The sequence below is a fragment of the Cellulosimicrobium sp. EB106-03-01-XG111 genome (assembly GCF_058792115.1).
The window spans coordinates 107,263-128,909 of the sequence record NZ_JBYTEQ010000005.1 but is presented as its reverse complement, the minus strand read 5'-3'; the positions used below and the strand labels follow the sequence as shown (position 1 = coordinate 128,909).

The following is a 21,647-nucleotide window of genomic DNA, read 5'->3' as shown; positions in this document are numbered from 1 at the left end:
GCCTCCGTCCGGCGGCCCTCAGGGAGGAGGACGCTCGAGAGCCGCGATCATGACGCGGTCCCGGGCGTGAGATGCATCTCGCCACGGCCCCGGAGCGGGAGACGGCTCGGCCCCGGACCGCGAGGCGGTCCGGGGCCGAGCGGCCGCGTCAGGCGTCGGGGCCCCTGCGTCGCCGCGCGAGCACGAGCGCCGCGCCGCCGAGGGCGAGGAGCAGCGCGAGCGCGGCCACCGCCCCGAGACGCGCGCCCGTGGTCGCCAGCCCGGTCCCGGTGCCGTCCGTCGTGCCGCCGGGCGTCCCGGCGGGTGCGTCGAACGTGTTCGTCACGACGACCGCCGCACCCGGCCGGACCGTGAGGTCCGCCGACGTGCCGTCGACCGTCGTCCCCGGCTCGCCCGGCGCCGTCACCGCGACCTGCGTGGCGGCGGCGCCGCCGGTCGCCGACTCCTCGACGGTGCACGCCGCGTCGAGCGGGAGGTCGGCGTACTTGACCGTCTCGTCCGCGCCGAGGTGGCGCACGCCGCCCCCGGGCACGTCGAGGGCGACCGCCTCGCCGTCGACCTCGCGCGTGCAGACCAGGCGGACCGTGAACGGCGCGTCGGCGCCCGGCGCGTCGGCCGCGCCCTCGACGCGCTTGGTGACGTCCAGCGACGCCACGTCGAACGTGTTCGTCAGGGTCACGACGGCGGGCTCCTCGCCCCCGACCACGACGGCCCCGTCCGCGCTGGTGGCGGTGGCGGTGGCCCCGCCCGTCCGCGTCTCGGTCACGACGCACCCTGCCCCGACGGGCAGGTCGCGCACGGCGGCGCGGTAGCCGCCGTCGGCCGTGAGGGCGAGGCGACCGTCGGCCGGGAGCGCCAGCGTGCGCGTCTCGCCGTCCACGTCCCACGTGCACACGGCCTGCGCCTCGAACGGTCCGGCGCCCCAGAGCTCGGCGCCCGCACCCTCGACCGTCTTGACGACCTCGAGGTCCGCGACGTCGAACGTGTTGGTCGCCGTGACGACGGCCTCCGACACCGTCCCCGCCTCGGCGGGGCCGTCCACGACGACCCGCCCGTCGGCCGGGGCGAGCGCCGAGCGCGTCGCCCCGCCCGCCGTCGTCTCCTCGACGACGCACTCCGTCCCGACGACGAACGTCCCGAACGTCCGGGTGCCGCCCGCGTCGAGGTCGAACGACTCCTCCAGCACGGTGCGGCCGTCCCGCGTGCAGACGACGTCGAACCCGAACGGCCCGGCCCCGTACGCGGCGGCGCCCGCCCCGTCGACCTCCTTGGTCACGCGGACGACGCCCGCGTCGTACCCGTTGTGGACGACGACCTCGGCCGGGGTCGTGCCGACGAGCACGTCCGCGCTCCCGTCCCCGTGGTCGGTCACGCCGTCGCCCGTGACGACGACGCGCTGCGGCGCGTCCGTGGTCGTCTCGGTGACGACGCACGTGGCGCGTGCCGGGATCGTGCCCTCGGGTGCGGTGAACGTCTCCCCGGCGCCGATCGTGAACCGCAGCTCGGTCGAGCCCGCGGCGTCGAACGTGACGGGAGCGCCGGTGGCCGACGTGCAGACGAGCGTGAAGTCGAACGGCCCCAGCTCCTCCTGCGTGGCCTCGGTGTCGACCTGCTTGGTGACGGACAGGCCCGAGAACGCGTAGTCGTTGCCGACCGTGACGACCTGGGTGGCCGGCACGTCGGCCTCCGGGGACGTCGCGACGTCGACCGCGACGGTCGCCGGCGAACCGGTGCGCGTCGTCTCGCCGTGCTCGCCGAGGGTCCCGCCCTCGGACACGACGCACTCCGTCCCCACCGGGAGGCCGTCGACGCGGGCCGTGAGCCCGCCGTCGACGGTCAGGGACAGCCGCGCCGCGTCACCGAGGTCGAGCGTCACGCCGTCGACGGTGCACACGACGTCGACCGGGTAGGCGCCGGGCGCGTAGCCCGCGGCGTCGCCGGTGACCTGCTTGTCGACGCGGAGGGTGCCCGTCGGGAGCGCGACGCCGACCTGGCTCGGCGCGAACCGCTCGAACGTCGTCTCGCCCGTGTAGCGCCACTTGACGCCGAACTGGTTCCACGCCACGTCCGGGCCCGCCGGGACGACGGGTGCGACCCCGCCCGGCGTCACGTCGGACGCCATGCGGTTGACCGTCGAGTAGATGACGTCGACGGCCCCACCGCTGTCGAGGCGCCCGGCCGCGGTCGTGCGGAAGTCGAGCGAGACGCGCAGGCCCGTCACGGCGGACCAGTCGGTCGCGTCGTCGGCCGGGGCCCACACCTCGCCGTTCTGCTCGCACACCGCCTGCGTCGTGAGGTCGCGCCACGTGCCCGCGCACACGTCCGGGCTCGTCGTCACCTCGACGACGGCCGTCGTGCCGTCCGGTGCCGCGAGCTCCGGCATGCCGGTGAGGACGGGGCGGTAGGTCGACCCGCGCGACGCGCCGGTCAGGAGCATGCGGTCGCCCGCGGTGGGGAGCTGCTCGAACAGGACCATCTCCTCGACCGGGGTCGTGCCCACGTTGACGACGTGCAGGAGCCAGTCGTCCGTCCCGCCGACGACGCTGTTCGCGACGCACGGCGTGCGGTACCAGGCGCCGCCGGCCGCCTCGAGCGTCGGACGGCACGCGGTGGCCGGGGCGGACGGGTTCGTCGCGCCGTCCACCGCGCCCCGCACGCCCTTGACGCTGTAGAGGTTCGGCCCGTCGACGGGGGCGACGAAGTCCGTCGTCCCGCACGTGCGCGGGTCGCTGCCCCAGGCCGGGGTCGTCGCGGCACCGTCGAGGCCCGTGCAGGTCTCGAGCGGCTCGTCGGTCCGCACGGTCATCTGGTTCGTCGCGCGCTCGCCGGAGGCGAGCCCCGGCTGGAGCTCGAGGAACAGCCGCACGCGGAACGTCTCGCCCGGCGCCATGACGCGGCCGTCCTCGGGCCACGTGAGGACCAGGTCCCGGCCGTCGACGGCGAGCGTGACGTCCGTGGACAGCAGCCCGCCCTCGGACGTCGCGTACGACGGCGCCGGGTCGCCCGGGTGCACGAGCGTGGTGGGCAGGGTGTCGCGCAGCTCGGTGAGCGTGAGGTACCCCGTGCCCGTGTTGGTGAACGACAGGTCCCACGGGACGGCTGCGCCGACCGAGACCGTCCGGCTCCCCTCGTTGGCGACCTTGCGGACCGCGATCTCGTGCGTGCCCGGGGAGAGGGAGACGGTCGCGCTCGTGCTGCGCTCCGGGGACGTCTCGCCGTCGGGGCGCTCGCTGCGCACCGTCACGGTGTTGTCCACGGAGCCGTCCAGGACGACCGGGTCGCCCGTGGATCGGGAGGCGTCGCGCAGCACGACCGTGAACGCGGCCTGCGCGTCCCAGGCCGGTGCGGGGACGTCCGGGCTGAAGAAGCCGCCGTCGGCGCGCGAGAAGGTGATGCGCACGCCCTGCACGTCGGGGTAGGCGTCGGCCGCCACGGGCAGCACCGGTGCGTCGACGGCCGTCGGGGCGCCCTCCGCCCAGGCGAGCGCGCCGTCCGTGCCGAACGGCCCGTAGACGTCGACCGCCACGCGGTCGGCGCCGTGCGGTGCGGTGAGCGCACCGAGCCCGGTGAAGGTGAACGTGTCCCAGAACTCCGGGGACGACGCGACGTCGTCGCGCAGCCAGACCTCGGCCGGCGCGAGCGAGCTCACGGGCCGGGTGCTGGAGGCGGCGCCGAGCGTGACGGTCACCGGCGTGCGGCGCGACGGCTCGGTGAGCGACGCGGGGGACACGGACTTCGTCGGCGCCACGTCGATGTCGCCGCCCGTGAGCACGACCCGCACGTCGTCGAGGTCGCCCGTGGACGTGCCCGGCGCGAGCACCGGGTCGGACGACTGCGCGAACGCGCGGTTCGGGACCTCGGTGGTCTGCCCCGCCCGCAGCGCGATCGGCTCGCCCGTGCTGCGCACGTGCGCGCGCAGGACCGTGTCGAGGGTGAGCGTGAGGCGGTTCGCCGCGGAGATCGTCCCCCCGGTGACCGCGGGGTCGCTGCCCTGGAACGTCACGCTCACGCCGACGACGTCGGCGAGGCGCTCGGGCCCCCACGTCACGAGGTCGGCGACCGTGGTGCGCTCGCTGACGTACCCGCCGTCCGCGGTGCGGTGCAGGACCCACGCGACGCTCTCCGCGAGGTCGACCTCGTGCGCGAGGCTCGCGTCCACACGCACGCCGGTGACGTCGTAGCGGTCGAACGCGCTGGCCGCGCCGTCGGGCGCCAGCCAGTCCACGTCGGCCGTGAACGGGTCGCCGACGGCGGCCTCGGCCGTGCCGGGCACCTCGCAGCCCGCCACGCCGCTCGCGGTCTCGGAGCACGCGGCGGGGTCGGTGATGCGGACGAAGGACGCGCGCGAGACGGACGTGCTCCGCGCCTGGATCGTGAACGTCGCCGTCGGCTGCGGCGCGTCCGAGTCCTCGCGGGGGACGTGGACGGGCTGCGTCGGGGTCACGGACTTCGTCACCGCGACGCCGGGCGCGTGGTCGACGAGCGAGATGGTCGCGGAGTCGGTGTCGCGGACGGGGTCGCCGCCCGCGGCGGGGACCGCCTCGACGCCCGCCGTGTTGACGACGCTGCCCGGGCGGTCGCCGTTGAGGGCGCTCTCCTGGGTCACCCACGCACCGGTCGAGCGGGTCGTGGAGCGCACCTGCCAGTCGAGCACGAAGCGGCGGTCGCTGCTGCTCGCAGCGACGCCCGTGCCGGGCTGCGGTGCGTACGGGTCGAACCCGGCGCCCGGTCGTCGGGCGGCCTCGCGCGCGGCGACGTCCTCCGCGAGGACGAGCCGCACGCCCGTGGCCCCGGCGCGCTGCTCGGCGGTCAGGGTGTGGCCGACGAAGCGGCCGTCCTGCACCCAGCCCCCGGCCGGGACGGGAAGAGCGGTCCACGTGCCGTCGACGAAGAGCTCGACCGCGGTCACGGTGTCGTACCGCAGGTACCAGCCGGTGCTGAAGGGCACGTCGCTCGCGTCGACCGGCGCGACGCGCACCAGGTCGAACGCGTCGAAGACGGTGCCGGCCACGTCCGCGGGGTCGCCCGCCGGGTCGCTGATCGTCACCGACGAGAAGCCCTCGCGCACGCGCCAGTCCAGCGCGGTGCTGCGCTGCTCGCCCGACTGCGACGCGACCGTGCCCTGCAGCCAGGACTTGTCGATCCCGACCTGGCCGGTGCCCTCGCGGGTGACGACGCGCGCCGTCGCCGAGTCCTCGGCGTCGTCGGTCAGCGTGGTGCCGCCCCGGGTCACGCCCTCGGCCCGCACCGTCGCCGTGTTCACGAACGCGGTCGCCGCGTCGGGCCGCTCGGTCACGTCACCGCCGGAGCGCAGCGTGCCGCGCGCCTGCGTGACGACGTACGGCGTGAAGCTCGTGTCGACGGGGAGGCCCGTGGCCGACTCGAGCACGAAGCGGATGCCCGTGAGGTCCGACGGCGAGACGCCCGCGGGGAGCGCCGCAGCCAGGTCGTCCGCCGTGACCTCGGCGACGAAGGGTCCGTCCTGCGCGGGGAACGCCGCCACGCGCAGTGCGGAGCCGTCGGGGCCGATCGCCTCCACGGTCAGCGACGCACCGGTCGGGACCTGCGTCGGCGCGACGCCCGACAGGTCGAACGCGTCCCAGAACTCCCCGGCGCCGCCGGCCCACGCGTCCTCCACGACGAACGTCCGAGGGCTGACGTACTCGGAGGTCCCGACGACCCGCGCGGCGAGGCCGGCGACGACGCGCGCGCCCGGCTCGACGGCGGTGCCCGGACGGACCGTCTTGTCGAGCGTCGCGTCGAGCGCGGGCCGGACGAGCTCGAGCGTGTCGCTCGCCTCGTCGGTCGCGGTCTGCCCGTTCGGGGCGACGACCTCGGCGCTCGCGGTGTTGCGGGTGGCGCGCGAGACGGCGTCGCCCGCGGCGTCCTCCGTCGTGACGACGTCGAGGACGAGCGTCGCGGTGGCGCGCGGCACGATCGCCCCGGTGAACGTCACCGCGAAGCCGGTCACGTCGGTGTCCGGGACGTCGGGCGTCTCGCCGGGCGCCAGGGTGACGGTCGTGGTGGAGCCGTCCGTGCGGTGGAGCTCGAGGTCGGCGGACTCGGCACCCTCGGGCCAGGAGAACGTGCTGAAGCCGCCGAGCACGACGCCGTCGGTGAAGTAGTCGCGATCGGTGACGGTGAGGGAGCGGACGGGGACGTCGGACGTGCTCGTCGCCGTGATGGTGGCCGTGGCCGTCTCGCCCGCGGAGATGCGGTCGGGGGTGATGTCTTTGACGACGTCGACGCCGACGGTCGCGGGCGTGACGCGGTGCTGGGCGGTCGCGGTGTCCGTCACGGGGTCACGACCCTCGGCGGTCGCGGTGGCCGTCGCGACGTTGTCGACAGCGTGGGTCGCGGCCGACAGGTCGGCACCCTCCCGGTCCGTCGCGCGCTGCGTGAGGTCGAGGCGCGCCGCGGCGGTCGCCCCGGGGACGATCTCGCCGGCGTAGGTCAGCCGGAGGCCGCCGACGGCGGTCGGGTCCACCCCGGCCGGGAGCGCTGCGCCGGCGGCGGGGGTGCCCGCGACCCAGGACCACGTGCCGTCGTCGCCGCGGACGTAGGCGTCGACCTGGACGCTCGTCGCGCCCTCGGGCAGCGGGTCGGCGGCGAGCGCCGTGAGGTCGGTGAGCGTGAACGGGTTGGTCGGGTCGAGCGTGCGGGCGCCGTCGGCCGACGCCTGCGGCTCGGTGACGACGAGCGTGCCCACCGGCACGTTCGACGTGTTGGTCGCCGTGAGCGTGACCGTCGACGGCGCGCCCGCCTCGAACGTCCGTGCCGCCGGCTCCCAGGACTTCGCGAGGTCGACGCCCGTCTCGACGGGGACGCTGAGGTGCACGGTCGCGCTCGCGCTGTCCGGCGCGGAGTTCGCCGCGGTGGTGGTGGCGGTGTTGACGATGTCCGTCTCGCCGGGTCGGGCGTCGTCGGGCACCTGGAGCGTCAGGGTCAGGGTGAACGTCGCCCCCGGCGTCAGGCCGACGCCCGCGGGGGTCTCGTCGCGGAACGCGACGTGGACGGCGGTGGCGGCACCGACGACGGCGGGCTGGTCGACGGGCTGGCCGGCCTCGGTCCACGACACGTCGTGCACCGGACCGGTCGTGGTGCGCACGGCCTGGAGCTCGTAGCCCGCGAGCTCTGCGGGGAGCGCGTCGGTGAGGAGGGCGTCGACGCACGTCGTCTCGGAGCACGTGACCCCGACGCTGTACGTGAAGACGTCGCCGGGGGAGAGGGTCTTCTTGTCGACCCGCTTGCTGACCTCGAAGTACTGCGGGTCGCCGTCCGCCGCCGTGGCGGTCGCCGCCCCGGCGAGGGCGAGGGGCGCGGCGAGCGCGACCGCGAGGGCCGCCGCCCACAGCCGTCGCCAGGTGTGTCGTCGCCTGTCGTGCCGTCGTGTGCCGAGCCGTCGTGTGCCGTGGTGGTGCACCAGTGCGTCCTTCGTTCAGTGGTCGAGCGCGCGCCCTGCGAGCTGGGCAAGCGTCCAGGAGGTCCACACGAGAGGACTCGCTCGGGCACGGGCCATGACGCGACCTCGCAGGTGAGGCGGGTCACGTCGGCGCGCGCCGGTGCGCTTCCGGTCGTACTGTGATCCACATCACTGGCAACGCGCGTCACGAACGGGCGCCCCGGTGCTCTTGCACTGGTGGGGGACGTCGCCACGACGGGTCACGTGGCGACACACCTGGACCGGTGGCGGTCCGCGACGAGAGCTTCGCTGGGGGGAGCTCTCGCGGCGGATCGCCACCGGTTCTCCCGTCTCCGGGAGGTCCCGTCCTTCCGGCCCGCCCTCGCGTCCCGGCAGCAGCGGCCCCCGACCTCAGACGGCGTCCGTGCGCGCGCCGAGCCAGGGCGCGAGGACGTCGGTGCGCCCGAGCCAGCGCAGCCCGCCGTCGGCCAGCTCGTCCGGCGTCGCGAGCACGTCGCGGAACGCGTCGAGGATCCGCTCGCGCACGTCGTCGCCGGGCTCGCCCTCCGGCGGCGTCGCGCCGACGACCACCACGCGCGTGTGCGGCTCGACGGGCCGCCCCTCGGCGGTGGTCGCGTCGTCCCACGTGCCGAGCGTGCCGATGCAGAGCTGGCCGCCCGCGCCGTCCCACGCGCACAGCGAGTCGGGGCGGTTCGCGACGTGGAAGACCCCGCGCGACCGGACCCGCCCCGTGCCCAGGTCCTCGATGCGGCGCAGCAGCCGCTCGGGGTCGAAGGGGCGCGCCGAGCGCAGCTCGACCGTCCAGCTCCGGTCGCCCGTGCGGCGGGCGTGCCGGGGGAGCGGGCCCCGCACGCCGAGCGGGTGCGCCCGGCGCTCGCCGGCTCCGGCGTCGTGCGTGCGCCCCGCGAGGTCGGCGGCGGCGAGCGCGTGGAGGCCGTCGAGGCGCCGCGTCCCGACGCCACGCAGCCGGTCGACGAGCCCCGACCCGGTGGCGGCCGCGACGCGGTCCCCGGTCGTCACGACGAGGTCGGCGTGCTCGAGCTGTGCGGCGAGCACCTCCCCCACGGCCCGCTGGTCGTCCTCCGTGAGCCCCACGCCGCGCTCGGCGACGAGGTCGTCGTCGAGCAGGTCGTGCTCGAGCGTGTCCACGTCGGCGACGGCGAGCACGGTCGCGAGGCGCAGCCGCTCGAGCTCGGCGCCGGGGGTGGCCTGCGCGGCGAGCGCGCGGACCACGGGCAGCGACTCGGCGGCCACGGGCAGGGCGAGCACCACGTGGTCCCAGCGGCCGTCCTCGGCGAGCCGGCGCAGGGTCGGGACGGCGTCCTCCCGGACCGCGCACGACAGGCACGCGTGCTCGAGCGGCACGACCTCGTCCTCGACGACGCCGGTCGCGTCGACGACGACCCGGCGCAGCGCGCCCTCGGCGGCCCGGATGTCGTGGCGGAGCGCGACGACGCGCGGCGCCCCCACGACGAGCCCGAACACCGCGCTGTCGCGCAGCACGGGGTCGATCGTCGCGAGGACGCTCAGTGCGACGCGGGTGTCGTCGGGCGACGGGTCCGGCGAGGGGCGTGACGAGAAGGGCATGAAGCGCTCCGATCCGTGGTCTGGGGTGTCCCGGAGCGGCTCGTCGGCCGATGCGGGAACAACCTGCTCCTGAGAACTGTTCTCGACAGCGGGTCAGCATAGCGTCTTGACGGGAATGATTCTCACTATCTAGTGTCGTCCCCGTCGCCCCGACCGACCCCGAGAGGAACCGCCATGTCCGCCGTCTGCCAGGTGCTCGGCACCGCTCCCGGGTTCGGCCACGCGATCTCGCACTCCCACGTGCGGACCAAGCGTCGCTTCGACCCGAACATCCAGAAGAAGCGCTACTGGGTGCCGTCGCTGGGTCGCCACGTGACCCTGCGCGTCAGCGCCCGGGGCATCAAGACCATCGACCGCCAGGGGATCGACGCCGTCGTGGCGCGGATCCTCGCCCGAGGGGAGAAGCTCTGATGGCTACCCGCACCGACCTCCGTCCCGTGATCAAGCTCCGGTCCACGGCGGGCACCGGGTTCACCTACGTGACCCGCAAGAACCGCCGCAACGACCCCGACCGCATGGTCCTGCGCAAGTTCGACCCCGTCGTCCGCCGCCACGTCGACTTCCGCGAGGAGCGCTGATGGCGAAGCGGTCGAAGATCGCGCGCAACGAGCAGCGGGCGGCCGTCGTCGCCCGCTACGCCGAGCGTCGCGCCGAGCTGAAGCGCATCGTCGCGTCGCCGTCGTCCTCGCCCGAGGAGACGGCGGCCGCGGTGCGCGAGCTCCAGCGCCAGCCCCGCGACGCGAGCGCCACCCGCACGCGCAACCGCGACGTCGTCGACGGCCGCCCGCGCGGCTACCTGAGGAAGTTCGGGCTCTCCCGCGTCCGCCTGCGCGAGCAGGCGCACCGCGGCGAGCTGCCCGGAGTCACGAAGTCGAGCTGGTGACGGCGGCCGCCCAGCGCGGCGGCCCCCCACCCGTCACCGGCCCAGCGAGGAGAACCACCATGAAGAAGGACATCCACCCCGTCTACGGGCCCGTCGTCTACCGCGACAAGTCCGCCGACTTCTCGTTCCTGACCCGCTCGACCCTCGCGGGCGACCACCCGCAGGGCCCGGGCATCCCGCGCGAGACCGTGACGTGGACGGACGGGAACACCTACCCCGTCGTCGACGTCGAGATCTCGAGCGCGAGCCACCCGTTCTACACGGGCACGCAGCGCGTCGTGGACACCGCCGGGCGCGTGGAGAAGTTCCGCCAGCGCTACGGCGCCCGCGGCGGCGCGCAGGGCGGGAGCGCGCGATGAAGGTCCGCGCCTCGCTCCGCTCGCTCAAGGACAAGCCCGGGGCGAAGGTCGTGCGCCGGCACGGCAAGACCTTCGTCCTCAACAAGGCCAACCCGCGCTGGAAGGCCCGTCAGGGCTGACCCGCGCACCACCACCACCGGAGAGGAGCGGCCGCCCGGGTGTCCGGGCGGCCGACCACGCATGCACCACACCGCACCCGACACGACCGACGCCGCTGCCGATCCCGCCAGGGTGACGGCCCCTCCCGGCGCCCGTGCCCGACGCCGCCCGCTCGCCCTCGCGCTCGGCCTCGCCCTCCCGCTCACGCTCGTCGCGGCGTGCGCGCAGGGCGCGGGCGCCGAGGGCGAGCAGGGCGACGCGGCCGAGCCCGCGCCGTCGGCCACGTCCGACGTGAGCGAGGCCGCGGCGCTCACCCCCCGCCTCGCGATCACCTACGACGGCGGCATCCAGGTGCTCGACGCGACGACGCTCGAGCTCGTCGACGACCTCGAGCTCGACGGCTTCAACCGCCTCAACCCCGCGGGCGACGGGCGGCACCTGCTCGTCTCGACGTCCGGCGGGTTCCAGGTGCTCGACGCCGGGACGTGGGCCGAGCCGCACGGCGACCACGCGCACTACTACACGGCGGACCCGGTCCTCACGGACGTGACGTACGCGGCCGAGAAGCCGGGGCACGTCGTCGTGCACGACGGCCGCACCGCGCTGTTCGACGACGGCACGGGCGAGATCACCGTGCTCGACTCGGCCACGGTGGCTGACCCGCACGGCATCGACGACGCGCGCACCCTGACGACCCCGGCGGCGCACCACGGCGTCGCGGTCGAGCTGTCCGACGGCTCGCTCGTCGTCTCCGAGGGCACCGAGGACGCGCGCACCGGCGTCCGCCTCCTCGACGCCGCGGGCGCCGAGGTCGCGGCGAACGACCAGTGCCCCGGCGTGCACGGCGAGGCCGTCGCCGCGGACGAGGCCGTCGTCATCGGCTGCGAGGACGGCGTGCTCGTCGTCGCGGGCGGCGCGATCACCAAGGTCGCGGCCCCGGACGCCTACGGGCGCATCGGCAACCAGGCAGGCAGCGAGGCGTCGCCCGTCGTGCTCGGCGACTACAAGTCCGACCCCGACGCGGAGCTCGAGCGGCCCACGCGCGTCTCCCTCGTGGACACGCGCGACGCGAGCCTGCGCCTCGTCGACCTGCCCGCGAGCTACACGTTCCGCTCGCTCGCGCGGGGCGACGCGGGCGAGGCGCTCGTGCTCGGCACCGACGGGTCGCTCCACGTCATCGACCCGGAGTCGGGCACGGTCGTGCGGTCCGTCCCCGTCGTCGACGCGTGGGAGGAGCCCGAGGAGTGGCAGGAGCCGCGGCCGGCCCTGTTCGTCCAGGACGGCATCGCCTACGTCACGGACCCGGCCGGTCGCGCGATCCACGCGGTCGACTACGTGGGCGGCGAGGTGTGGAAGAGCGCGGAGCTCGACGTCGTCCCGAACGAGCTCGACGGCGTCACCGGGAAGCCGGCCGCCGCGGGGGGCCACGAGGCCGACGAGCACGCCCACGAGGACGGCGACCACGGTCACGACGAGCCCGCGCACGACGAGCACGAGGGTCACGACCACGAGCACGAGGACGGCTGAGCGAGGACACGCGACGACGAGACCCGCGAGAAGTCGCGCGAAACTCCGCATGTTCCCTAGTGTTGTCCCCGGTGCACGGCCCCGCGGCTGGCACACTGAGACCGTGACGACGGGTGGTGACCACCGCGCGTCGTGAACCGAAGAAGGGATTCGCATGTCGCTCAACAAGTCCGAGCTCGTCTCGGCCATCGCCAGCAAGGCCGACCTGTCGAAGGCGGACGCCGAGAAGGCTCTCAACGCCTTCCAGGAGGTGCTCATCGAGTCGCTGGGCAAGGGCGAGGCCGTCAAGGTCACGGGCCTCCTGTCCGTCGAGCGCGTCGAGCGTGCCGCCCGCACGGGCCGCAACCCCCGTACGGGCGAGGAGATCTCGATCCCGGCCGGTTACGGCGTGAAGATCAGCGCCGGCAGCCTGCTCAAGAAGGCCGTCGCCAAGTGACGTCCCGCTGACCGGCCGTCGCCGGCCCGGTCAGCAGCACGAAGGCCCGGACCCCCGTGAGGGGATCCGGGCCTTCGTGCGTACGGGGGCAGGTCAGGCGTGCACGACGTTCGCGAGGATGCCGTGCTGCGTGAGGCGCGTCCCGATCGCCTGGTCGACCTCGCCGAACGCCTTGTTCGAGCGCGCGACGCCGACGGCGCCGGCCATCGCGCCGTGCCCCGTCGGGCGGTCGATGCGCGCGACGAGCTGGTCGCCGTGGAGCATGAAGTCGACCGTGAAGACGAGGTGCTGGGCCTTGCCGGCGAACGCGCCGAGCCAGAACGTCTTCTGCTTGCTGCCGCGCTCGGCGGCCCACTGGCCCGTGGGGCGCGTGGTCACCGTGAAGCCCTGCTCCTGGAGCGCGGCGTGCAGGTGCTGCTTGGCGACCTCCGGGTCACCGGAGAGGAAGTAGTCGACCGTGGCCATGAGGGCTCCTCGTGCGTCGTGGTGGCGGGTGCGGCAGTCGCGCCGGGTCCGGTGGGTCGTGGCAGGGCGCGCGCGGCCCCGGGGATGCTACCGCCGGGCCGGACCGACAGCGCGACTGTCTTGAGAATCGTTCTCACGAACCGGTAGGCTGGTCGCTCGCCCACCGGAAGGACCCCTCATGGCCGTGCCCAAGCGCAAGCTCTCCCGCTCGAACACCCGTGCCCGTCGCTCGCAGTGGAAGGCGCAGGTGCCCGAGCTCGTGACCGTCGTCGTCGACGGCCGCGAGGTCACCCTGCCGCGCCGCCTCGTCGCGGGCGTGCGCCGCGGCCACGTCACGCTCCCCGAGTGAGCCGGAGGGGCGGCGTCGGGCCCCGGGCGGCCCGGCCCGCGCGATCGGTGCCCGACGGCGCGTGCCGCCGGGCGCCGTCGGGCCGCCGTGGCAGCATCCTCGGGTGAGCGCACCGACCCCTCCCGAGACGCCCGGGCGCGGCGAGCGACGCACGCGGTCCCGGCGGGTGCCCGACGTCCTCACGCGCGGCGCTGCGCACGCCCCGGCGCACGCCCACGGGCACGCGCACGCCCACGGCCCGGCGGCGCCCGCGACCCGGCGCGTGCGGCTCACGCTCGCCGCCCTCCTGGTGCCCGCGCTGCTCGTCACGCTCGCCGGGCTCGTCGCGCTGTGGCCCGCCGCGGCGGACGTGCCCGCGCGCATCCCCGTCGCCGCCGAGGGCAGCACGGTCCTGCGCGCGACCGTCACCGGGCCGGTCGACGAGGCGACGAGCGAGGTGCCCGCCCGGCTCGACGCGGGCTCCCGGGCGGGCGGCGAGGACGTGGGCGGCGACGCGATCACCGTCAACGCACCGCCCGAGTACGTCGCCTACGGGTTCGACGAGGGCGACCGCCTGCGCGTCCTGTACATCGCCGAGGCCGCGGGCGCGGGCGGGACGCCGTACGTCTTCATGGACTTCGAGCGCGGGCTGCCCATCGGCCTCCTCGCGGTCGCGTATGCCGTCGTGGTGCTCGCCGTCGCGCGGTGGCGCGGCCTCGCGGCGCTCGCCGGGCTCGCGGGTGCGTTCGTCGTCATCACGTCGTTCACGCTGCCCGCTCTCCTCACCGGGCAGAACGCGCTGGGCGTCGCGCTCGTGACGTCGTCGCTCGTCATGTTCGTCGTGCTGTACGTCGCCCACGGGTTCACCGCGCGGACGTCGACGGCGCTGCTCGGCACGCTCGTCGGCCTCGCGCTCACGGCCGTGCTGGGCTGGTGGGGGTCCGGGGCGGCCAACATCACGGGCCTCACGTCGGAGGAGTCCCTGTGGATCCCGCAGTACGCGCCCGAGCTCTCGATCCGGGGCGTCGTGCTGTGCGGGATCGTGCTCGCGGGCATGGGCGTGCTCAACGACGTGACGATCACGCAGGCGTCCGCGGTGTGGGAGCTGCGCGCCGTCGCGCCGCTCGCGACCCGGCGCGAGCTGTACGCGCGCGCGATGCGCATCGGTCGCGACCACATCGCCTCGACCGTCTACACGATCGCGTTCGCGTACGTCGGCGCCGCGCTCCCGCTCCTCATGGCGGTCTACCTCTCCGACCAGAACCTCGCGACCAGCCTCACGTCGGGCGAGATCGCGGAGGAGGTCGTGCGCACCCTCGTCGGGTCGATCGGCCTCGTCCTCGCGATCCCCATCACCACGGGCATCGCCGCGCTCACCGTGCCCGGCGCCGGGTCGGCGCGATCGGTCCCCGTGGGTAGGGTCGAGGTCCCCGCGACCTGACGGCGGGGCGCCCGCCCGCGCGGGCACGACGACCGGGGCGGCCCGGTGGCACGACGAGAGGACGACCGGTGACGGAGACGACGGGCGGATCGAGCGGCCGGGACGGCCGGGACGTGGCGGTGCTCGGGCCGGGCGGGGTCGGCGGGCTGGTCGGCGCGCTGCTCGTCCGGTCGGGCGCGCGGGTGACGTTCCTCGCGGGCGAGGCCACGGCGGCCACCCTCACGGAGCGCGGCATCCACGTGCGCAGCCGCCAGGTGGGCGACCTCCACGTCCCGGTGCGCGCGGCCACGCGCCTCGACGCCCCGGTCGACGTCGTCGTGGTGGCGGTCAAGCAGACCGCGCTCGACGACGCCCTCGACCGCGTGCCGGCGGAGGTGCTCGGCGACGGCGTGGTCGTCCCGATGCTCAACGGCCTGGACCACCTCGACGCGCTGCGCGCGCGGTACGGCACCGCGCGCGTGCTCCCCGCGACGGTCCGCGTCGAGTCCACGCGCGTCGCTCCGGGCGAGATCGAGCACACGAGCGCGTTCGTCGAGGTCGACGTGGCGCCGGGCGGCGTCGACCCCGCGCGGGTCGAGGCCGTGCGTGCGCTCCTCGACGGGGCGGGCATCCCCACCACCGTGCACGACGACGAGACGGCGCTGATGTGGGCGAAGCTCGGCTTCCTCGCACCGTTCGCGCTGCTCACGACGGCGCACCGCGCCCCGATCGGCGAGGTGCGGACCACGCACCGGGCCGAGCTCGAGGCGCTCGTCCGTGAGGTCGCCGCCGTCGCGGCGGCGAGCGGCGCGCCGTCGGACCCCGAGCGCACCCTGCGGTTCTACGACCGTTTCGGGCCCGACGCGAAGTCCTCGATGCTGCGCGACGCCGAGGCGGACCGCCCGCTCGAGACCGACGCGATCGGCGGCGCGATCGTGCGCGCCGCCGACCGTGCGGGGGTCGACGCGCCCCTGACGCGCGCGCTCGTCGAGCGACTCCGGGGCTGAGCGCAGCCGTCGCGAGGGCTCCCGGCGCGCGGGCTCATCCCGCGCCCGGGCCGGGCGCCGCGACGGCGTGCTCGGCGGCGCGGCTCACGTCCTCCCACGCCGCCCACGTGTCCTGGCGCTGTCGGGAGATCCCCTGGGCGAGGTCGTAGACCATGCTGCCGAGCAGGAGGCGCAGCGGCGGGTCGTCGCTGTCGACGAGCGTGAGCACCGCGGCGGCGGCGAGCCGCGGGTCGCTGTCGACCGAGCCGTCCGCCCACTGCTTCTCGAGCTCCGCGCGCAGGGGTGCGTAGTCGTCGAGCGCCGTCGTGGTCGCCATGCTCGTGTACAGGTCCGTCCAGTACCCGCCCGGCTGCACGAGGGTGACCGAGACGCCGAAGGTCGCCGCCTCCAGGGCGAGCGCCTCGCTCATCCCTTCGAGCGCGAACTTGCTCGCGCTGTACAGGCCCGTGCTCGGGAAGCCGGCGAGCGCGGCGATGCTCGACATCTGGAGCACGTGGCCCGAGCCCTGACGCCGCAGGTGCGGCAGCACCGCCTGGCTGACCCACAGCGCCCCGAAGAAGTTCACCTCGAGCTGCGCGCGCGCCTCCGTCTCGGTGAACTCCTCGACCATGCCCATCGACATCGTCCCGGCGTTGTTCACGACGACGTCGAGCCGGCCGAGGTGCTCGACGGCGGTGTCGACCGCGGCCACCACCGCGTCGCGGTCGGTGACGTCGAGGGGGAGTGCGAGCACGCGGTCGTGGTGCTCCGGGGCGAAGGCGTCCCGGGACGCGGTGCGCGCGGCGGCCACGACGCGGTCGCCGCGCTCCAGCGCCGCGACGGCGATCGCGTGGCCGATGCCGCGGCTCGCGCCGGTGACGAACCAGGTCCGGGCGGAGGGGGAGGTGTGTCGCACGGGGATCCCTTCGAGTGAGACGAGACGGTCCGTCTCGTTTGTCCGACCGTAAGGCGACGCGCGCCTGCCGTCAAGACGAAACGGTCCGTCTCGCCGAGGTAGGCTGCCGCCATGCCCGCACCCGACCCCTCGCGCCGCAGCGAGTCCTCCCGCCGCGCCGTCCTCGCCGCCGCGCTCGACCTCCTCCAGGAGGTCCCGTACCCGCAGCTGAGCATCGAGGGCATCGCGGCGCGCGCCCGCGTGGGGAAGCAGACGATCTACCGGTGGTGGCCCTCGAAGCCCGCGATCGTCCTCGACGCGTTCCTCACCCTCAGCGAGGGCGAGGACGGTGGAGCGCCGGTCCTGCCCGACACCGGCGACCTCGTCGCCGACCTGCGGCACGTGCTGCACGCGACCGTCGCCGAGCTGGACGACCCGCGCCTCGACGCACCGATGCGCGCGCTCGCCACGGAGGCGGCCCACGACCCGGCGCTCGCAGACCTCTACCGCGAGCGCCTCGACGAGCCGCTCCGCGAGGCCAAGCGGCAGCGGCTCCGCAGCGCGCAGGAGTCCGGGGAGCTGGCCCCCGGGCTGGACCTCGACGTCGCGGTCGACCTCGTCTGGGGCCCGGTGCTCAACCGGTGGCTCCAGCGCACCGGCCCGCTCACCGTCGAGTACGTCGACCGCGTCCTCGACACGGCGCTGGACGGCCTGCGACCGCGCTGACCGCGCCACCCCCTCAGCGGTGCAGCCGTCGAGGAGGGCCCGGACCCGGTGCGCGAGCACCCCGGGGTCCCCACGGCGTCGGCCGAGCCCTTCACCGGACCGCCACGCGACCCCCTGTGGACACGTCCCCAGGCGCCTCACAGGTTCGCCAGGATGTCCGTCATGAGAGAACCGTGGGTCGACGTCGCGCTGACGCGGCTGCCCGAGACGCGTTCCTGCCCCGCGTGCGCCGCGCCGTTGCGGTCGTCGCGGTGCGACCGGTGCCTGCTCGACCTCGTCGGGCCGCTCGCCTTCGAGGTGGCGGCGGCGTCGACCGACGCGGCCGACGCGCTCCGGCGGCGCCAGACCGCCCTCGACGCGCTCCGGGCCGCCCAGCCCGACGCGGCCGCGTGGGCCGCCCGTGCCGCCGTCGCGGCCCCGCCCGGCACGCTCCCCGGCACGCTGCGCGGTGGCCGGCCGGGCGCAGCAGCGGGCGGCGGCTGGGGAGCCCCGGCCGGCCCGCCGCCGATGCGTCCGCTCGACGCGAGCGGGCGCGGCGCGGCGGGGCCTCGCTCGTCGACCCTGTCGCCCGTGGCCGGACCGGGCGGGCCGGCGTGTTCCGGAGCGGCCGGCCCGATCGCGCCTGTGCCGGGGCCCGCGGGCGCGCGCGCCGGTGGCGTCGGTCCGGGTGCGACCCCCGCGCGGTCCGTCGGCCTCCAGCCCGTCCTCGCCGGGGCGGGCGCCGGGCTGCTCGCCGTGGCCGCCGTCGTCTTCGTGTTCTTCACGTTCGCCGACGACCTGGCCCTGCGCGCCCTCGTCACCGGGGTGGTCACCGCGCTCACGGTCGGCGCCGCGGTGCTCCTGCGGTCGCGCGGCCTGCGGTCGTCCGCGGAGGCCGTCGCGGCGCTGGCCGTCGTGCTCGCGCTGGTCGACGTCGAGCTCGCGCTCAGCGCGTGGGCGCTCGACCCGGTGGGAGCCGCCGCGGCGCGCGCGACGCTGCTCGCCGTCGTGCTCGTCGGCCTCGGCGTCGTGGGCGAGCGGGCGCGCGTCCGAGCCTGGGTGACGGGCGCCGTCGTGCTCGGCCCCCTCGTGCCGCTGGTCGCGGCGCCCGCGGCGCAGGCGTCGTGGGGCTGGGCCGTCGCGCTCCTCGCGACGGCGTGCCTGACGGCGGTCGCCGGCCCCGTCGCCGCGGCGGCGGGCGCGCGCGTGGGCGGCACCCTCGGCGCGGAGCGCGGGTTCCTGGGCGTCGTGCGCACGGTCGCGGTGCTCCTCGCGGTCCTCGTCGGGCTCACCGTCGCCGCGCCGCCGGGGCTGCCCGGGGGAGCGGGCGCGGCGCTCGTCGCGCTCGGGGCGGCGCTCGTCGCGACGCTGCTCCGGGTCACGACGGGCGAACGGCGCTGGTACGCGGTCGGCGGCGCCGCGGCGGTGCTCGCCGGCGCGCTGCTCGGCACGGGCGACGGCGTCGGCTTCGTGGGCCTCGCGCCCGCGCTCGGCGCGCTCGCGTGGGTCGTCGTGCTCGTGCTCACGGGCCGCCGCGTGTCGGCGGGGGTGCTCCGGGCACCCGTCCCCCCGGTCGGCCGCTCCGACGCGCTCCTCGGGGGCGCCGTCGTCGTGCTCGTCATGGCGGGACCGGCCCTCGCGCTCGCCGGCCTGCGGGCCGCCGAGGTGCTCGTGACCCCGACCGCGGGGACGAGCACCGCGCTCGACGACGCACCGCTGGGCGTCGGCATCCTGTCCGCCGGGCTGGCGGGCGAGGGCACGGCGCGCGGGACCGTCGGCGCCACGCTCCTCGACGGCACGCTCGTCGGGCTCCTCTCCGTGCTCGTCGTCCTGCTCGTCGCGGCCCGCCTCCTGCTGCGCACGCCGCGGACCGCGCCGCCCCTCCTCGGTGGGGCGCCGCGGCTCCGGACGGCACCCCTCGTCGTGACCGGGCGCGCGCTCGCCCCGTGGGCGGCGCTCGCGCTCGTCCTCACCCTCGTGCTCGACCCCCGGCTCGCAGGCGTCACGTCGCTCGTCCTGCTCGCGCTGCTCGCCGCGGCGCTGCTCGTCGCGACGGCGCGGCCGGCCCCGGTCGCCGCGCCCGCCGGGACCGATCGCTCGGCGGCGGCCGCCGCGGGCGCCCCGGCGCCCGGGACCGCCGTGCGTGCCGTCCGGCGCGGGCTCGGACGCGCCCTGCGCCCCGTCGCGCGCCTCGTGCCGGGCCCGCGCACCGCCGTCCGCCACGGTCTGCTCCCCGTCGGCCGGTCCGAGCGGCGTGCCGCGCACACCGCCGCCGTCGTGGGTACCGTCCTCGCGCTCGTCCTCCTCGTCGCCGGTTCCTGGTTCGCGCGCCCGACGGCGACCGTCGGGGCCGTCGTCGTCGGTCTGCTCCTGCTCGCGGCGCGCGCCGCCGCGCCGCGGTCCCTGCACGCGCCCCTCGTCGGGGTCGCGTACGGGTACGCGCTGCTCGTGCTCGGCGTGACGCTCGCCTGGAGCGGGGCCGGGACGGTCGCCGTGCTGTGCGGGGTGTCCGGCGTCGCCTCGCTCGCGGCGCTCGCGGTGACGCTCGCGCCGCGCGTCGACCGGGGCTCGTGGTGGGCGGTCCTCGGCGTGACCGCCGTGCCGTTCGGGCTCGGGGTGCTCACCGTCGTGGACGAGCGCAGCACCTGGTCCGTCGCGGCGTGCCTCGCGATGCTCGCGCTCGAGGTCGTCCTGGTCGGCTCCCGGCGCCCCGGTTCGGTGACGGCGCTGCGCGTCCTCGCCGCGGCCCTCGTGCTCCCGACGGCGGCCGTCGCCGTCGTGAGCGCGGGCGCGCTCGTGCTCCCGGGCAGCGGCTCGCCGGTCGTCCTGCCCGTCGTCGCCGTCCTGGTCGCGGCGGCGCTCGCGGGGGCCCGGCCGCTCGCGGCACGGCTCGACCTCGGGGCCGGTCGCGTCGCCGTGGAGGCGAGCGCGGCGGTGACGGGCGCCATCGCGGTCGGGCTCGCGTACGGGCGCCCCGCCGCGGGGCCGACGGTCGCCGTCGCCGTGCTGCTCCTCCTCGCCGTCGGCGCGGGGCTCGCCGCGCGCGACCGCGACCGCCGGGGCGAGTGGTGGCTCGCCTCCGCGCTCGGCACCGCGGCGCTGTGGACGGCGCTCGCGGCCGCCGAGGTCGGGCTCGTCGAGGCGTACACCGCGCCGCCGGCGCTCGCGGCCGTCGTCACGGGCGCGCTCCTCGCCCGTCGTGCGCGGCGCTGGTGGGAGCTTGCGAGCGCGGGTCTCGTGCTGCTCGTCGTGCCGTCGGTGCTCGTCCTGGGCGCTGCCCCGGGCGCGGGCGACGTCCGCGCGTCGCTGCTCGTCGTCGCCGGTGCGGTGGCGGTGGCCGGTGCGGTGCTGCTCCGGCAGGGCACGACGGCGGGCGGCGTCGCCCCGGCCGCGACGATCCGCAGCGCGTGGCGGCGAGCCGGTGCGCTCCGGCTCGCCGGTGCCGCGGTGCTCGCCGCGGTCGCCGGGACGGTGGAGTCGCTGCACGTCGCGCACGTCCCGGGCGGTGGTGCGCTGTTCGTCCTCGGGTTCGCCTGGGCGCTCGCGGCGGGTGGCGTGGCGCTCGGTGCCGGGCTCGCCGCGGCGCGCACGGCCTCGGGGCGGGGTGCCGCGGTCGCGCGGCGCTGGGCCGTCGCGCCCGCCCTGGGGCTCGTGGTGGTCGGCGCCGTCGCGAACGTGCGGCCCGTGTGGGGCGTCATCGCGGCGGTCTGGCTCGTCGAGGTCGCGCTCCTCGCGGTGCTCGTGGTGGCGGTGCGCCGCGCCGTGCGCGGGCGGCTGGACCTCCCGCCCGCGTGGTTCCTGTGGCTGCTCGCCCTCGTCGCCGCGATCGGTGCGTGGTCGCCGCGCGAGCTGCGCGTCGAGGTCTTCTCCCTCCCGCTCGGCGCCGGGCTCCTCGTCGCGGGCTACCTCGCGCTCGTGGCGGGCACGGCGGGGAGCGCGGGCACGGCGGGCACGGTCCCGGGCGGACCGGGCGGTCTCCCGGCCGTGCCCCCGCGCACGGCCCGGCCCCTCGGCGGCTGGCCCGTCGGCGGCGTCGGGTCGTGGCGCGCGCTCGCACCCGGGCTCCTCGCGCTCGTCGGGCCGTCGGTGCTCGCGACGTACACCGACGCGCGCACGTGGCGCGCGATGCTCGTCGTCGTGCTCGCGCTCGCGGCGGTCCTCGTCGGGACGCGCAAGCACCTCGCGGCGCCGTTCCTGCTGGGCGTCGCCGTGCTGCCGGTCGAGATCCTCGTGGTGTTCGTCTCGCAGCTCGGCACGCGCATCTCCGCCGGGCCGTGGATGCTCACGCTGGCCGCGGCGGGCGGCCTGCTGCTCATCATCGCGACGTACTACGAGCGGCGGATCGCCGCGTACGACGGCGCCGCCGCGTACGTCCGGGACCTGCGCTGACCGTAATCCCTACCATGTGGCCCGTTTCTCCGCCGGGTGGCCCATAATGTTCGGGATCCGCCGCACGACGGCGGGCTCATCGGCAACGTAGGCGGGGGCGAGGCCGCGACGGCACACGGAGGTGTCCGGTCGTCGGGCCACGCCC

Annotated in this window: 16 protein-coding genes; 12 read left to right on the top strand and 4 right to left on the bottom strand. The window is 76.4% G+C overall.

Annotated features, from left to right (window positions below):
• Positions 1-148: 148 nt before the first annotated feature.
• Positions 149-7,423 (bottom strand): DUF5979 domain-containing protein, encoded by a 7,275-nt coding sequence (locus tag AC3WT4_RS06165; protein ID WP_492314992.1) that lies wholly within the window; start codon positions 7,421-7,423, stop codon positions 149-151.
• A 390-nt stretch (positions 7,424-7,813) separates the two neighbouring features.
• A complete protein-coding gene (locus AC3WT4_RS06160; protein WP_492314991.1) occupies positions 7,814-9,010 on the bottom strand; it encodes a CobW family GTP-binding protein in 1,197 nt (398 codons plus the stop codon).
• A gap of 174 nt (positions 9,011-9,184) precedes the next feature.
• On the opposite strand from AC3WT4_RS06160, the gene rpmB reads away from it, so the two are divergent.
• From rpmB to AC3WT4_RS06125, 7 genes are all read left to right on the top strand, one after another.
• Positions 9,185-9,421 carry a 50S ribosomal protein L28 gene (gene rpmB / locus AC3WT4_RS06155; protein ID WP_021483267.1) on the top strand — a complete coding sequence of 79 codons (237 nt, stop codon included), beginning with the start codon at positions 9,185-9,187 and terminating at the stop codon, positions 9,419-9,421.
• The gene (gene rpmG, locus AC3WT4_RS06150; RefSeq protein ID WP_021483268.1) at positions 9,421-9,588 is read left to right on the top strand and encodes a 50S ribosomal protein L33; all 168 of its coding nucleotides are present in this window, start codon (positions 9,421-9,423) and stop codon (positions 9,586-9,588) included. Before rpmB ends, rpmG begins: the two co-directional genes overlap by 1 nt.
• Positions 9,588-9,893 carry a 30S ribosomal protein S14 gene (gene rpsN / locus AC3WT4_RS06145; RefSeq protein ID WP_492314990.1) on the top strand — a complete coding sequence of 102 codons (306 nt, stop codon included), beginning with the start codon at positions 9,588-9,590 and terminating at the stop codon, positions 9,891-9,893. The genes rpmG and rpsN overlap by 1 nt, the downstream gene beginning before the upstream one ends.
• 59 nt (positions 9,894-9,952) lie before the next feature.
• Complete coding sequence (locus AC3WT4_RS06140; RefSeq protein WP_074804761.1) at positions 9,953-10,252, top strand: type B 50S ribosomal protein L31; 300 nt, start codon at positions 9,953-9,955, stop codon at positions 10,250-10,252.
• Complete coding sequence (ykgO, locus tag AC3WT4_RS06135) at positions 10,249-10,371, top strand: type B 50S ribosomal protein L36 (RefSeq protein WP_021483271.1); 123 nt, start codon at positions 10,249-10,251, stop codon at positions 10,369-10,371. Before AC3WT4_RS06140 ends, ykgO begins: the two co-directional genes overlap by 4 nt.
• A gap of 112 nt (positions 10,372-10,483) precedes the next feature.
• A complete protein-coding gene (aztD, locus tag AC3WT4_RS06130; protein ID WP_074805700.1) occupies positions 10,484-11,878 on the top strand; it encodes a zinc metallochaperone AztD in 1,395 nt (464 codons plus the stop codon).
• A gap of 154 nt (positions 11,879-12,032) precedes the next feature.
• Positions 12,033-12,314 (top strand): HU family DNA-binding protein, encoded by a 282-nt coding sequence (locus AC3WT4_RS06125; protein ID WP_021482680.1) that lies wholly within the window; start codon positions 12,033-12,035, stop codon positions 12,312-12,314.
• A gap of 93 nt (positions 12,315-12,407) precedes the next feature.
• Here AC3WT4_RS06125 and AC3WT4_RS06120 read toward each other — a convergent pair whose 3' ends face one another.
• Positions 12,408-12,779, bottom strand: a complete 372-nt coding sequence (locus tag AC3WT4_RS06120) for a hypothetical protein (protein WP_074804764.1) — start codon at positions 12,777-12,779, stop codon at positions 12,408-12,410.
• A gap of 178 nt (positions 12,780-12,957) precedes the next feature.
• Here AC3WT4_RS06120 and rpmF point away from each other — a divergent pair, with 178 nt between their 5' ends.
• The 3 genes from rpmF to AC3WT4_RS06105 all read left to right on the top strand — a co-directional run bounded on the left by rpmF (position 12,958) and on the right by AC3WT4_RS06105 (position 15,534).
• On the top strand, positions 12,958-13,128 hold the full coding sequence (gene rpmF, locus AC3WT4_RS06115; RefSeq protein ID WP_009864893.1) for a 50S ribosomal protein L32: 171 nt from the start codon (positions 12,958-12,960) through the stop codon (positions 13,126-13,128).
• A gap of 103 nt (positions 13,129-13,231) precedes the next feature.
• Entirely contained in the window at positions 13,232-14,548 is a 1,317-nt protein-coding gene (locus AC3WT4_RS06110) for a YibE/F family protein (RefSeq protein ID WP_400111505.1), read from the top strand.
• 68 nt (positions 14,549-14,616) lie between these two features.
• Complete coding sequence (locus tag AC3WT4_RS06105) at positions 14,617-15,534, top strand: ketopantoate reductase family protein (protein ID WP_492314989.1); 918 nt, start codon at positions 14,617-14,619, stop codon at positions 15,532-15,534.
• 34 nt (positions 15,535-15,568) lie between these two features.
• Here the strand turns inward: AC3WT4_RS06105 and AC3WT4_RS06100 are convergent, their stop codons facing one another.
• Positions 15,569-16,429: an SDR family NAD(P)-dependent oxidoreductase gene (locus tag AC3WT4_RS06100; protein WP_492314988.1), complete on the bottom strand. Its 861-nt coding sequence runs from the start codon at positions 16,427-16,429 to the stop codon at positions 15,569-15,571.
• A 111-nt stretch (positions 16,430-16,540) separates the two neighbouring features.
• Between AC3WT4_RS06100 and AC3WT4_RS06095 the strand changes: the two genes are divergently transcribed.
• On the top strand, positions 16,541-17,134 hold the full coding sequence (locus AC3WT4_RS06095) for a TetR/AcrR family transcriptional regulator (protein ID WP_074804774.1): 594 nt from the start codon (positions 16,541-16,543) through the stop codon (positions 17,132-17,134).
• A 162-nt stretch (positions 17,135-17,296) separates the two neighbouring features.
• Positions 17,297-21,502, top strand: coding sequence for an SCO7613 C-terminal domain-containing membrane protein (locus tag AC3WT4_RS06090; RefSeq protein ID WP_492314987.1), 4,206 nt, complete (start codon positions 17,297-17,299; stop codon positions 21,500-21,502).
• Positions 21,503-21,647: the final 145 nt, after the last annotated feature.

Excerpts from the sequence above, each read along its gene's own strand:
- AC3WT4_RS06160 (WP_492314991.1), bottom strand. The coding sequence starts at position 9,010 with ATGCCCTTCTCGTCACGCCCCTCGCCGGACCCGTCGCCCGACGACACC.
- rpmB (WP_021483267.1), top strand. The coding sequence starts at position 9,185 with ATGTCCGCCGTCTGCCAGGTGCTCGGCACCGCTCCCGGGTTCGGCCAC.
- rpmG (WP_021483268.1), top strand. The coding sequence starts at position 9,421 with ATGGCTACCCGCACCGACCTCCGTCCCGTGATCAAGCTCCGGTCCACG.
- rpsN (WP_492314990.1), top strand. The coding sequence starts at position 9,588 with ATGGCGAAGCGGTCGAAGATCGCGCGCAACGAGCAGCGGGCGGCCGTC.
- AC3WT4_RS06140 (WP_074804761.1), top strand. The coding sequence starts at position 9,953 with ATGAAGAAGGACATCCACCCCGTCTACGGGCCCGTCGTCTACCGCGAC.
- ykgO (WP_021483271.1), top strand. The coding sequence starts at position 10,249 with ATGAAGGTCCGCGCCTCGCTCCGCTCGCTCAAGGACAAGCCCGGGGCG.
- AC3WT4_RS06125 (WP_021482680.1), top strand. The coding sequence starts at position 12,033 with ATGTCGCTCAACAAGTCCGAGCTCGTCTCGGCCATCGCCAGCAAGGCC.
- AC3WT4_RS06120 (WP_074804764.1), bottom strand. The coding sequence starts at position 12,779 with ATGGCCACGGTCGACTACTTCCTCTCCGGTGACCCGGAGGTCGCCAAG.
- rpmF (WP_009864893.1), top strand. The coding sequence starts at position 12,958 with ATGGCCGTGCCCAAGCGCAAGCTCTCCCGCTCGAACACCCGTGCCCGT.
- AC3WT4_RS06095 (WP_074804774.1), top strand. The coding sequence starts at position 16,541 with ATGCCCGCACCCGACCCCTCGCGCCGCAGCGAGTCCTCCCGCCGCGCC.
- AC3WT4_RS06090 (WP_492314987.1), top strand. The coding sequence starts at position 17,297 with ATGAGAGAACCGTGGGTCGACGTCGCGCTGACGCGGCTGCCCGAGACG.